Source organism: Brevundimonas diminuta, assembly GCF_050310045.1.
GTDB lineage: Bacteria > Pseudomonadota > Alphaproteobacteria > Caulobacterales > Caulobacteraceae > Brevundimonas > Brevundimonas diminuta_F.
Window position 1 is genome coordinate 1,115,012 of sequence record NZ_CP190005.1, and the last position, 12,606, is coordinate 1,127,617.

General features: G+C 67.0%; 12 protein-coding genes. 5 read left to right on the plus strand and 7 right to left on the minus strand.

From position 1 onward, the window contains the following. Positions 1 to 72: 72 nt before the first annotated feature. From ACORJG_RS05255 to ACORJG_RS05270, 4 genes are all read right to left on the minus strand, one after another. On the minus strand, positions 73 to 756 hold the full coding sequence (locus ACORJG_RS05255) for a TPM domain-containing protein (RefSeq protein WP_427792176.1): 684 nt from the start codon (positions 754 to 756) through the stop codon (positions 73 to 75). Beyond that, the gene (locus ACORJG_RS05260; protein ID WP_427792177.1) at positions 756 to 1,613 is read right to left on the minus strand and encodes a TPM domain-containing protein; all 858 of its coding nucleotides are present in this window, start codon (positions 1,611 to 1,613) and stop codon (positions 756 to 758) included. The genes ACORJG_RS05255 and ACORJG_RS05260 overlap by 1 nt, the downstream gene beginning before the upstream one ends. A gap of 7 nt (positions 1,614 to 1,620) precedes the next feature. After that, complete coding sequence (locus ACORJG_RS05265) at positions 1,621 to 2,307, minus strand: LemA family protein (RefSeq protein WP_427792179.1); 687 nt, start codon at positions 2,305 to 2,307, stop codon at positions 1,621 to 1,623. Between the two features lie 99 nt (positions 2,308 to 2,406). Next, positions 2,407 to 3,330, minus strand: a complete 924-nt coding sequence (locus ACORJG_RS05270; RefSeq protein ID WP_427792181.1) for a bifunctional methylenetetrahydrofolate dehydrogenase/methenyltetrahydrofolate cyclohydrolase — start codon at positions 3,328 to 3,330, stop codon at positions 2,407 to 2,409. A 94-nt stretch (positions 3,331 to 3,424) separates the two neighbouring features. Here ACORJG_RS05270 and ACORJG_RS05275 point away from each other — a divergent pair, with 94 nt between their 5' ends. Genes ACORJG_RS05275 through ACORJG_RS05285 form a run of 3 tightly spaced genes read left to right on the plus strand, consistent with a single transcriptional unit; the run spans position 3,425 to position 7,101 of the window. Continuing rightward, on the plus strand, positions 3,425 to 5,239 hold the full coding sequence (locus tag ACORJG_RS05275) for a PPC domain-containing protein (RefSeq protein ID WP_427792182.1): 1,815 nt from the start codon (positions 3,425 to 3,427) through the stop codon (positions 5,237 to 5,239). 29 nt (positions 5,240 to 5,268) lie between these two features. Continuing rightward, the gene (gene fni, locus ACORJG_RS05280; RefSeq protein WP_427792183.1) at positions 5,269 to 6,288 is read left to right on the plus strand and encodes a type 2 isopentenyl-diphosphate Delta-isomerase; all 1,020 of its coding nucleotides are present in this window, start codon (positions 5,269 to 5,271) and stop codon (positions 6,286 to 6,288) included. A 51-nt stretch (positions 6,289 to 6,339) separates the two neighbouring features. Next, complete coding sequence (locus tag ACORJG_RS05285) at positions 6,340 to 7,101, plus strand: peptidase (protein ID WP_346528417.1); 762 nt, start codon at positions 6,340 to 6,342, stop codon at positions 7,099 to 7,101. Between the two features lie 35 nt (positions 7,102 to 7,136). Here ACORJG_RS05285 and ACORJG_RS05290 read toward each other — a convergent pair whose 3' ends face one another. Genes ACORJG_RS05290 through hutU form a run of 3 tightly spaced genes read right to left on the minus strand, consistent with a single transcriptional unit; the run spans position 7,137 to position 10,891 of the window. After that, positions 7,137 to 7,625 (minus strand): hypothetical protein, encoded by a 489-nt coding sequence (locus ACORJG_RS05290; RefSeq protein ID WP_427792184.1) that lies wholly within the window; start codon positions 7,623 to 7,625, stop codon positions 7,137 to 7,139. Between the two features lie 52 nt (positions 7,626 to 7,677). Then, positions 7,678 to 9,210, minus strand: a complete 1,533-nt coding sequence (gene hutH / locus ACORJG_RS05295) for a histidine ammonia-lyase (RefSeq protein ID WP_427792185.1) — start codon at positions 9,208 to 9,210, stop codon at positions 7,678 to 7,680. Between the two features lie 4 nt (positions 9,211 to 9,214). Continuing rightward, positions 9,215 to 10,891 carry a urocanate hydratase gene (hutU, locus tag ACORJG_RS05300; protein ID WP_427792186.1) on the minus strand — a complete coding sequence of 559 codons (1,677 nt, stop codon included), beginning with the start codon at positions 10,889 to 10,891 and terminating at the stop codon, positions 9,215 to 9,217. Positions 10,892 to 10,977: 86 nt separating this feature from the next. Here hutU and ACORJG_RS05305 point away from each other — a divergent pair, with 86 nt between their 5' ends. Next, complete coding sequence (locus ACORJG_RS05305; RefSeq protein ID WP_427792974.1) at positions 10,978 to 11,679, plus strand: UTRA domain-containing protein; 702 nt, start codon at positions 10,978 to 10,980, stop codon at positions 11,677 to 11,679. Between the two features lie 20 nt (positions 11,680 to 11,699). After that, a complete protein-coding gene (locus ACORJG_RS05310) occupies positions 11,700 to 12,590 on the plus strand; it encodes an agmatinase family protein (protein WP_427792187.1) in 891 nt (296 codons plus the stop codon). Positions 12,591 to 12,606 lie beyond the last annotated feature (16 nt).

Genomic DNA, 12,606 nt, shown 5'->3' on the forward strand with positions numbered 1-12,606 from the left:
GAATTCCCTGCCTGCGATCCTGCGCGACTTTTGCGCGGCAATGCGGCGGTCGCGAGGCCCTGATTAACCGGACTAGATGACAACCAGTTTGTCGGGGATTTCGTTCACATCGTCCGGGCTGGGCGGGAAGCGCTCGGCCAGCACCTGACCGCACAGGGCGACGGCCTTTTCAAACCCCTCGACCGGCTGTTCGCGACGCAGGGCGCCGGTCAGGGCCGCAACGGCGTCGGCCCAGACTTCAGGGCTGACGCAGGCGTGGATGGCTTCATCGGCCACCACCTCGACCTGATGATCGGCCATGGCGGCGAAGATCAGGACGCCGGTGCGGGCCTCGGTGACGTGCAGGCCGTGGGCCAGGAACTGCTGCATGGCGGCGCGCCGGACGCGCGTGCGGCGCAGGGCGCGCGGGGTCAGCAGACGCCGCACCGGCGGGATCAGGCTGAGGAAGAAGACCGCCAGAAACACAATGGCCTGCACCAGGGCATAGGCCCCCAGCGCCCGACCGATATCCGCCGCGCGTTCAGCATCATGGGCCGCCTCCCAGCCGCTTCCGAAGCTCAGCCAGTCGCCGTTGAAACCGAACGGGATCAGCGCCAGCGGCGCCAGCAGGGCCGCCGCCGCCGCCCAGCCGACGCTGACGTCGCGATAGGAGGACACCTGACGCGCGACGACGCAGAAGATCTCACCCGCCGTCTTGGTTTCAGCCGTGGCGATAGCGCGGGCGACCCGCGCGTGATCGTCTTTCGTGAACTGCATCACCATCCCCCCGAGGCGCCGCCGCCGCCGAAGCCGCCGCCGCCCCCGCCAAATCCGCCGCCGCCAAAACCACCGCCTCCACCCCAACCGCCGCCGCGTCCGCCGCGGTCGCGATCCTTCAGCGCTTCGCTGGCGGCCCAGATCAGGATGGGCGACAGGCCGTCGCCGCGTCCGCCGCGCCGCTTGCGCCCGCCCGACGCCGCGCCGACCATGCTGAAGAAGATGAAGGCGAAGACCATCAGGATGACGATGGCGGGAATCACAGGCTTTTCAGACTGACCGGCGGCGCTTTTCGCTGCTTCGGCGCGAGCCTGAGCCTCGGCCGGATCGGCGGTCAACTGGGCGATGATGGCGTCGGTTCCGGCCAGTATGCCCGCCGCATAGTCGCCCTGACGAAAGGCCGGCAGGATGTCGTTGCGGATGATCAGGGACGAATAGGCGTCGGTCATGACGCCTTCCAGCCCATAGCCGACCTCGATCCGCACCTTGCGCTCGTTCGGCGCGACGATCAGCAGGGCGCCGCCGTCGTTTTCCTTCTGCCCGATGCCCCAGTGGCGGCCCAACTGATAGCCGAAATCCTCGATCTCCTGGTCCTGAAGCGAGGGCAGGGTGACGACGACCAACTGATCGCCGGTCTGCTGTTCCAGCATGGCCAGCTTGCCCGTCAGGGCCTGCTCCTGCGCGGGCGTCAGTAGCTGGGCGTCATCGACCACCCGCCCGGTCAGGGCCGGATAGCGGATTTCGGCGGCCAGGCTGGCTCCGGGCAGGGCGGACAGCCACAGCACAAGGCCCAGCAGCAGCGCGGGGATCAGCCCCCGAGCCGCGCGCTCGCCCGCAGTCAGGAGCGAAGGGATCACGCCCGCCTTACCGCGCCGCCGGGGCGGGCGGCGTCGATCCCGGCGCGGCTCCGGGCGTGGTCGCAGGCGCGCCGCCGCCGGGCTGGGCGCCCAGATCGAAGTTGACGGTCGGCGCCGACTGGGCCTCTGCCGTGGCGGTGAACAGCTGCATCGGCTTGGAGCCGCCGTGCAGCGTCTTGGCCCAGATCACGCTGGGGAAGGTGCGCAGCTCGGTGTTGTAGTCGCGCACGGCCTCATTGTAGTCGCGGCGCGCCACGGCGATGCGGTTTTCGGTGCCTTCCAGCTGCGACTGCAGGGTCAGGAAGTTCTGGTTGGCCTGAAGCTGGGGATAGGCTTCGACCGTCACCAGCAGCCGCGACAGGGCGCTGGAGAGCTCGCCCTGCGCCTGCTGATACTGCTGGAAGGCGGCGGCGTTATCGAGGTTGGAGGCGTCGATGTTGACGCTGGTGGCCTTGGCGCGGGCCTCGATCACCTGGGTCAGGGTGGTGCGTTCCTGAATGGCCGCGCCCTGAACGGTGGCGACCAGATTGGGCACCAGGTCGGCGCGGCGCTGATACTGGCTCTGGACGTCGGCCCAGGCGGCCTCGGCGCGCTCCTGCTTGGTCGGAATGGTGTTGTAGCCGCAGGCGCCCACGGCGGGGGCCAGGACGACGACAGCGGCGACGGCCGCGATGCGAGGCGAAAATCCAGCCATGAAGAAGCTCCTGCGCGGCGGCCTTCGTGACCGCTGATCGCTAATGAGTATCGGGGCCGAAAGGCTCCGCTTCAAGGCTGGATTTTTTGGCGCGAGGGCTCAGCCGTTCAGGTCTTCCGGCGCTACGCCCGCCGCACGGCAGGCGGCGGTGTAGGTGTTGGCCAGCAGGCAGGCGATGGTCATGGGGCCGACGCCGCCCGGAACCGGCGTGATGCGACCGGCGACCTCGACGGCCTCGTTGAAGTCCACATCGCCGACCACGCGGGTCTTGCCTTCAGCGGCCTTGGCCGGATCGCGCGAGGGGACGCGGTTGATGCCTACGTCGATGACGGTCGCGCCCGGCTTGATCCAGTCGCCCTTGATCATCTCCGGGCGGCCGACGGCGGCGACCAGGATGTCGGCGGTGCGGCACAGGGCGGGCAGGTCGCGGGTGCGCGAGTGGGCCACGGTGACTGTGCAGCTTTCGCCCAGCAGCAGTTGCGCCATCGGCTTGCCGACGATGTTGGAGCGGCCGACGATGACGGCGTTCAGGCCCGACAGGTCGCCCAGCTGATCCTTCAGCAGCATCAGGCTGCCCAGCGGCGTGCAGGGGATCATGCCCGGCAGGCCGACGGCCAGACGCCCGGCGTTGACGACGTGGAAGCCGTCCACGTCCTTGTCCGGCGAGATGGCGTCCAGCACGGCGGCCGAATCGATGTGCTTGGGCAGGGGCAGTTGCACCAGCACGCCGTGGATGCCTGCATCGGCGTTCAGCGTCGCGATCAGGGCCAGAAGTTCGGCTTGAGTCGTTTCCACCGGCAGGCGGTGCGTGTCGGAACGCATTCCGGCCTTCAGCGTCGTCTCGCCCTTGTTGCGAACATACAGCTGGCTGGCGGGATCTTCGCCGACGATGACGACGGCCAGTCCGGGCCTGACCCCATGGGCGGATTCCAGCCGTGCGGAGGCCGCGGCGACGCGCTCCACCAGGGTCTGAGAGAAGGCCTTGCCATCGATCAAGGTGGCGCGTGCGGGTTCGACAGCCATAAATTGGCTCCATCTGCCGGGAACTGGAAAGCGTGGCCGCGATTTACAGGCGCTGCGGTTCGGCGTCTATGCTGACGCCAGCAAAGAGGTCTTTATGCGTTATTCCCTGTTCGCGGCGGTCAGTGCGGCCGCCATCCTGTCCACCAGCGCCGTCTGGGCGCAAGCGGCGACTGACGCCCGGCTGGGCGATGACATCCGTGGACGGCTGGAAGAGGGGGCCTCGCGTTCGCGCGGCGGTGATTCCTACCGCTATGCCGACTATCGCGTGAACCTGCGCGCCGGTCAGCGGATGGAAGCCGAACTGACGTCAGATGATTTCGACACCTATCTGGAAGTCTATGCCGAAGGCGCCATGCGCCAGTCGCTGGCCAGTGATGACGACAGCGCGGGCGACCTGAACGCGCGCCTGCGCTTCACCGCGCCGGAGGCCGGGGTCTACATCGTACGCGCCCGTAACTTCTCGGGCATGGCGACAGGCGACTATCACCTGACGCTGAAAGAGCGTGTCGCGCCGCGTCTGCCGCGCGCGGAACGCATCGCCGTCGGCCGCAGTGTAAACGGACGACTGAGCAGCAACAGCGCTGAGGACGACGACGGCAAGCGCTACAGCGCCTATACGTTCACGGCATCGGCGGGCGAACGGGTCAAGATCGACCTGGAGTCGGATGATTTCGACTCCTTCCTGCGTGTCGGCCGCATCGCCAACGGCGCCTTTATCCAGATGGCCGAGAACGATGACGGCGGCGACGGCCTGAACGCCCGTCTGGTGTTCACGGCGCCGCAGGCCGGTGAATATCTGATCCGGGCCACCTCCTATAACGGCTCGGCTCAGGGCGATTTCCGCCTGTCTCTGGAGCAGGGGCCGCCTGCGCCCACGGCGACCGCCATCGCCATCGGCGACGAAAAGCGCGGTCGTCTATCGTCCGACAGCGCCACCAGCGATTCCGGCGCCAAGGCCGACCTGTACCGTTTCAGCGGTCGTGCGGGCCAACGGCTGGCCATCACCATGAAGGCCGACGGTTTCGACACCTACCTTGAGCTGTTCGACGCCAACCACAACAGTCTGGGCACGGACGACGACAGCGCCGGCGACCTGAACGCACGCCTGACCTATACCCTGACCGAGGACGGCGACTACCTGATCGAAGCCCGCGCCTTCTCCAGTGGGGAAGGGCCCTACACGCTCAAGATCGAAGAAATCGCCCCGCCGCCGCCGCCGACCCCCATCGCCTTTGGGCAAACGGTTGAAGGCGAACTGCAGGCCAGTGCAGCCACCGACGACGACGGTCGTTCGTATGACGCCTATTCCTTCACGGGCGCCGAAGGGCAGCGCATTCAGGCCATTATGCGATCGGGCGATTTCGACGCCTATCTGCAACTGGGGCAGGGCGCCGAGGATTTCGACGAGATCGCCAGCGACGACGACGGTCTGGGTCAGGGCTACGACGCGCGTCTGATCTTCACCCTGCCGGAAAGCGGCGAATATGTGCTGCGGGCGCGGGCCTGGTCGCGTGAGTCCAAGGGCCTCTATTCGCTGGAGTTCCTGGATTTGGGCAGCGAGCCCGCACCGGGCAGCCTGATGATCGGATCGACCGTTCGCGGCCGTTTGACCGAGCGCGCCAGCATCACCGACGATGGCGTCTATTACGACGCCTATCATTTCAAGGCGAAGGCGGACGAGAAGCTGCGTTTCACCCTGATCGCGGGCAGTTTCGACGCCGTGGTCGAAGTCGGCGAAGAGAAGGACGGCGACTACTTCAAGCTGGACGAGGACGACGATAGCCTGTCCGACACCCACGCCCGCCTGAACTGGACCGCGCCGCGCGACGGAACCTATGTGCTGCGCGCCCGCAGCTATGGCTCCAACTCGACCGGCGACTATGTCCTGATCACGGAGCGCCAACCCTGAACGAGGTCGCCGACCCCGCCGCTTCGGCCTTGATCCTGGGCCGCAAGGACCAGCACCTCGACGTGGTGCTGGCGGGCGGCGGGCGTCATGCCCTGTCGGCGGGGTTCGACGACTGGCGTTTCGTGCACGAGGCCCTGCCGGATCTCGATCATGCGCGGATCGATCTGGGCGTCGACCTGCTGGGGCTGCGTCTGCGGGCGCCGTTCCTGATCAGCGCCATGACGGGCGGTCCGGCGCGCGCCGGGGCCATCAACGCCCGGCTGGCCGAGGCGGCCCAGCACCTGGGCATCGCCCTGGCCGTCGGCTCTCAACGTGCGGCGCTGGAAGGCGGTGCGGCGGATGGTCTGGACTTCTCCCTGCGCCTGAAGGCGCCGGACACGCCGATCCTTGCCAATATCGGCGCGGCGCAGCTGACGCGCGGCTTCGGCCGGGACGAGGCGCGACGCGCGCTGGACATGATCGGCGCCGACGCCCTGGTCGTTCACCTGAATCCGCTGCAGGAGGCCTGTCAGCCGGAAGGCGATCGCGACTGGTGGGGCGTGGGCGCTGCGCTTCAGGCCCTGATCCGCGATCTGGACGCGCCGGTTATCGTCAAGGAGACGGGCGCGGGCATTTCCGCCGTCACCGCCCAGCGTTTGATCGCAATGGGGGCGGCGGGCGTGGATGTGGCCGGGGCCGGGGGCGCCAACTGGGGCCTGATCGAGGGCGAGCGGGCGATCGATCCGATGGACAAGGCGCACGCCCTGGCCTTCGCCGACTGGGGCATTCCTACGGCGCGCGCTCTGGCTGAGATCCGCAATGCTCTGCCGGACGCTTTGCTGATCGGCTCAGGGGGCGTTCGCGACGGCGTCGATGCGGCCAAGGCCATCCGGCTGGGCGCCGATGTGGTTGGTATGGCTTCAGGCGTCATTCAGGCTGCGACTGTATCAACGGAAGCGGTCATTGAGCGTTTTCAGTTGGCCATCCGACAACTGCGTACCGCCTGTTTTTGCGTAAACGCTTCAAATTTAGCGGCGCTGAAACGAGTTCCATTGCTTCCTGTCAAATAAGTCGGGCATTTCCGCCCCCTGAGTTTTTGCGTCGCACCCAAGGAGATTCCCATGCGCGCCCTGCTGATGACGTCGATCCTGACGTCTTCCCTGCTTCTGGCCGGCGCCGCCGCCGCCCAAAGCACCATCCGTCCCGGTCAGACGGTGACGTCCAGCTTCAGCAGCAAGGACGCTCGCATGGACGACGATTCGCACTACCGCTGCTATATCGTCCAGACCCAGCCGGAGATGGTCTACACCGTCACCATGCGTTCGGATGATTTCGACGCCTACCTGATGGCGGGTATGGGCAGTGACTGCGACGAGACCAGCATCAGCAACGATGACGGCCCCGATATGGGCACGGACGCTCAGCTGCGTTTCCGTGCAAGCGGTGGCCCGTGGGTGATCCGCGCCAATACCCTCAGCGGTGATCAGACGGGCTCGTTCCGCCTGTCAGTGTCTGAAGGTCAGCGCCTGCGTCCGACGACCCAGATCGTGCCGATCACGGTTGGCGAAAGCCATCAGGGCCGCCTGGAGTTCAGCGATCGTCAGGCTGACGACGGCTCCTATTACGACTGCTACGCCCTGACGATCAGCCGTGCGGGCAAGGTCGCCATCCGTATGGATTCGTCGGAGTTCGACTCCTATCTGGCTCTGCACGAAGGACCTCAGTGCGACGGCGACAATATCGCCTCCGACGACGACAGCGGCGGTGGTCTCAGCGCCATGATCGTTCAGGAGCTGCGTCCGGGCTCCTATTCCTTCCGCGCCAACAGCCTGCGCGACAGCCAGGAAGGCGATTACACGGTGACGGTCACCACCATGCGGTGATCACAAGAAAGGCCCCGGCGAAACCGGGGCCTTTTTTATTGGATAGGGTTCTCGTCCGCATTGTCCGGCGATCTGCCGTCCAACGCGGAAAGGCGCGCCTGTCGCTCGGCTTGATAATCGGGCCGGGGCGCATCAAAGCCGAAGCCGTAGTCATCCGGCCCCAGTTCCGGCCGTGACGGCGTCACCATGGTGACGACCGGAGGAACAGGCTGCGCAACGGCTTCATCGGCCAGGGCGGGCGTCAACTCCACCCACGCGCTGTCGATGGCGCTCTCGTCAGGATCATTCAGCGGCGCCAGACGCTCGGGATCATGTTCATAGCCGTCGCGAAGTTCGCCCACCGTCAGGATGGAGCCGGGCGGCAGGACCGGTTCGACCGGCGGCACGACCTCGACCGTCACGCCGTAACCCGATACCCGCCCGCCATGAGCGGCAGATGTCGAATTCCACATGGCCCAGCCCGCCGCGCCCAATCCCGTCAGGATCAGGGCGGCGGAAGCCAGAATGGCGGTGCGCGTGTTCACGGCGGCGTCCCTGTGTTCGTCGCCGCTACGAAAGCGCCCAACCGCCTTTTATTCAAGCCGAAGGCAGCAGATTTCCGGCGAAGGCGCGGTAACGACCCGCGCGTACGCCTTCCGTCGCGCGGGCGATGTCCGGCGCGAAATAGCGGTCTTCGGTATAGGCTGTACAGGCCTCGCGCACGATGGCGTAGGTTTGCTCCAGCTCCGGCGACGAGGTCAGGGGGCGGCGGAACTCGATGCCCTGGGCGGCGGCCAGCAGTTCGATGCCCACAACGGTCGCCGTATTGGCGGCCATGTCCAGCAGGCGACGGGCGCCGTGGGTGGCCATCGACACATGGTCTTCCTGATTGGCGCTGGTCGGCACGGTGTCGATGACGCAGGGGTGGGCGACCATGCGGTTCTCGGCCACCAGGGCCGCCGCCGTCACCTGGGCGATCATGAAGCCCGAGTTCACGCCGCTGTCCTTGACCAGGAAGGCGGGCAGGTCCGTCATCTTCGGGTCGACCAGGATGGAGGTGCGGCGCTCGCTGATATTGCCGATCTCGCACAGAACCATGGCGATCTGATCGGCTGCATAAGCAACGGGTTCGGCGTGGAAGTTGCCGCCAGAGATGACATCTCCGTCCTCGATGAAGACCAGCGGATTGTCGGTCACGGCGTTGGCTTCACGCTCCAGCATGGCGGCGGCGTTGCGCAGCACGTCCAGCGTCGCGCCCATGACCTGCGGCTGGCAGCGCAGGGAGTAGGGGTCCTGCACCTTGGCGCAGTCGTGGCGGTGGCTGTCGCGGATGGCGCTGCCGTTCAGTAGTTCGCGCAGGCGGCGGGCCACGTCGATCTGACCCGGCTGGCCGCGCAGGGCGTGGATGCGGTGATCGAACGGCGCGTCCGAACCCAGCAGGGCGTCGACCGACAGGCCGCCCGCCGCGATGGCGGCGGCGAAGACGTTCTCGGCCGCGAACAGGCCGGTCAGGGCCAGGGCCGTCGAACACTGGGTGCCGTTCAGCAGGGCCAGACCTTCCTTGGGGCCCAGAACGACCGGCTTCAGTCCGGCCTTGGTCAGCGCCGAAACAGCGTCCAGCGTCTGGCCCTGATAGCGGGCCTCGCCGACGCCGATCAGGACGCACGACATATGGGCCAGCGGCGCCAGATCGCCCGAGGCGCCGACCGAACCCTTGGACGGGATCAGCGGCAGGATCTCGGCGTTGACCATGCCGATCAGGGTCTCCAGCGTGTGACGACGCACGCCCGAAGCGCCCTTCGACAGGCTGGCGATCTTCAGCACCATCAGCAGACGGGTCGTGTCTTCGCTCAGCGGCTCGCCGACGCCGCAGGCGTGGCTGAGCACGAGGTTCTTCTGAAGGGTTTCAAGGTCTTCCGCCGCAATGCTGGTATTGGCCAACAGGCCGAAGCCGGTGTTGATGCCATAGACCGTGCGGCCTTCGTCCAGAATGGCGGCGACGGTCGCCGCGCCCTTTTCGACATTGGCCCAGGCGGCGTCGGTCAGGCTGACTGTGACCGGGCCGTTCAGGACGGAGCGAAGCTGGGCGAGGGTGAGCGGCGCGGCGCCGATTTCGATGGTGGTGGTCATAAGCTTACAGGTCCAGCGAGGGCAGGTTCAGGCCATGTTCGCGCGCGGCGTCCTTGGCGATGTCGTATCCGGCGTCGGCGTGGCGCATGACGCCGGTGGCCGGGTCGTTCCACAGCACGCGCTCCAGCCGCTTGGCGGCTTCTTCGGTGCCGTCGGCGACGATGACGACGCCCGAGTGCTGACTATAACCCATGCCGACCCCGCCGCCGTGGTGCAGCGACACCCAACTGGCGCCTGACGCGGTGTTCAGCAGGGCGTTCAGCAGCGGCCAGTCGGACACGGCGTCCGAGCCGTCCATCATAGCCTCGGTCTCGCGGTTCGGGCTGGCGACGGAGCCTGAATCCAGGTGGTCGCGGCCGATGACGATGGGGGCGCTCAGTTCGCCCGAAGCGACCATCTCGTTGAACATCAGGCCCGCGCGGTGGCGATCGCCCAGGCCGATCCAGCAAATGCGCGCCGGCAGGCCCTGGAAGGCGATGCGCTCGCCTGCCATGTCCAGCCAGCGGTGCAGGCCCGCGTTGTCGGGGAACAGCTTCTTCATCGCTTCATCCGTCTTGCGGATGTCCTCGGGATCACCCGACAGGGCGGCCCAGCGGAACGGGCCGATGCCGCGGCAGAACAGCGGGCGGATATAGGCGGGGACGAAGCCGGGGAAGTCGAAGGCGTTCTCGACGCCTTCGTCAAAGGCGACCTGACGGATGTTGTTGCCGTAGTCGGTCGTGGGGACGCCCATCTTCTGGAAGTCCAGCATGGCCCTGACGTGGGTCGCCATCGACGCGCGGGAGGCGGTCTCGACGGCGGCCGGGTCGCTGACGCGCTTTTCTTCCCACTCGGCGACGGTCCAGCCCGAGGGCAGGTAGCCGTTGACCGGGTCGTGGGCGCTGGTCTGATCCGTCACCAGATCGGGGCGGACGCCGCGCTTGACCATTTCAGGCAGAAGATCAGCCGCATTGCCCAATAGGCCGATCGACAAGGCTTTCTTGTCTTTGAATGACTGCTCCAACAGGGCCAGCGCCTCGTCCAGGGTCTCGGCCATGACGTCGACGTAACGGGTGCGCAGGCGGAACTCGATGCGGCTGCGCTGGCACTCGATGGTGATGCAGGATGCGCCGGCCATGGTGGCGGCCAGAGGCTGGGCGCCGCCCATGCCGCCCAGGCCCGCCGTCAGGATCCACTTGCCCGACCAGTCGCCGCCATAGTGCTGGCGACCCGCTTCCATGAAAGTCTCATAGGTGCCCTGAACGATGCCCTGGGTGCCGATGTAGATCCACGACCCGGCGGTCATCTGGCCGTACATGGCCAGACCCTTCTTATCGAGCTCGTTGAAATGGTCCCAGGTCGCCCATTTGGGCACCAGGTTGGAGTTGGCGATCAGTACGCGCGGCGCATCGAGATGCGTGCGGAACACGCCGACCGGCTTACCCGACTGCACCATCATCGTCTCGTCGGCTTCCAGCTTCTGAAGCTGGTCAACGATGGCGTCGAAGGCCTGCCAGTTGCGGGCGGCCTTGCCGATGCCGCCATAGACGACCAGGTCTTCAGGACGCTCGGCCACTTCGGGGTCGAGGTTGTTCATCAGCATCCGCATGGCCGCTTCGGCGGCCCATGTTTTTGCGGTCTTTTCCGGCCCGCGCGGACTGCGGATCACTCTGGTATTCTGGCGAGTGTTGGGCGTGGACATCGAATCCTCCATGCGGCTTCGGCCGTCGAATGTTGGGCTCAGTGTTATGTCTAGACATTAATGCGCGCAAGGGGCAGTTTCGCATGATGGATCAGGAGCCGCTTCATCGTCGCATCGCGAGCGACATCGAGCGCCGCATCGCCTCGGGCGAGTGGCGGCCGGGCTTCCGCATTCCGACCGAGGCTGAACTGACGACGGAATACGGTTGCGCCCGCATGACGGTGTCGCGCGCCATGTCCGATCTGGCGGCGCGGGGGCTGGTCGTTCGCCGTCGCCGCGCGGGAACCGTGGTGGCCCATCCGCCGGTGCATTCCTCGGCTCTGGTCGCGATTCCCGACATTCAGTCAGAGGTCGAGGGGCGGGGGCTGGCCTATTCCCACCGCCTGCTGGGCCGGATCGTGCGGCCCGCTGGAGAGGATGAAGGGGGACTGGGCGAGCGGGTGATCGAACTGCAGACCCTGCATCTGGCGGATGACCTGCCGTTCGTGTTCGAGCGGCGCCTGATCTCCCTGACGGCGGCGCCCGAGGCGGAAGCCGCCGACTTCACCACGCAGCCGCCGGGCGGCTGGCTGCTGGCCCACATGCCCTGGACCGAGGCCGAGCACCGCATTTCTGCCGTCGGCGCCGATCATGAGACGGCGGCGGGGCTCGGGCTGGCGGACGGCGCGCCCTGTCTGAGGCTGGAGCGCCGCACCTGGCGCGACGGTCAGGGCGTGACCTGGGCCTCGCAGATTTTCCCCGGCGCGGCCTATGATCTGGTCGCGCGCTTTTCTCCGACTAAAGGCTGATTGGCCAAAGGATGACCCTGATGGGCGAACCGTCTGAAGCTCTGGGCTGGCGTTCTGTCGGCGATCTGGTGGGGAACCATCCCGACGCCCCTGTCGCCCTGATCGGCGCGCCGCTGAACGAGCGGTCGCTGACGCCGGGCCGCTGCGACCTGGGGCCGAAGGCCCTGCGAGGCGTGTTGCCGCGTTTGTCGACCTATGATGTCGAGACGAGCATGGAACTCGAGATTAGGGTCCACGACGCGGGCGATGTGGCGCTGAAAGCCGTCTCGCCTTTCGACGCCTTCGAGCCGGTGCGCGATGCGGTGGCGGCGCAGGCCCATCGCGACCTGACCATTCTGGTCGGCGGCAACAACGCCATCACCCGGCCGGGCGCCCATGCTTTGGGACTAGAGCGCGTCGGCGTGCTGACGCTGGACGCCCACTTCGACCTGCGCGACACCGACCAGGGCCTGACCAACGGCAACCCGATACAGGCACTGCTGGATGACGGCATGGATGGTCGCCGCATCAGCCAAGTCGGCCTCGCGCCCTTCGCCAACACCCGCCGCGCCCACGAGAAAGCCGAGTCCGCCGGCATCAGCGTCCGCACCGCCCGCGAATGCCGCCAGCGCGGCCTGGCCAACATCGTGGTCGAGGAACTGGAGCGCCTGTCGTCTCTGTGCGAGGTCATCTACGTCGACTTCGATATCGACGTGATCGACCGCAGCCAGTGGCCCGCCAGCCCCGGCGCGCGGCCGGGCGGGGTGTCGGTGCACGACTTCTTCGACGCCGCCCGCGCCATCGGCGCCCATGCCAAGGTCCGCGCCGTCGACCTGACCGAATACGACCCGTCGCTGGAAGTCGGCGATCTCGGCTCTCTGACGGCCGGGCGCTGGTTCTGTGAAATTCTGGCTGGAGTCGCCGCCCGATGACAGGACGTTGGGTGGC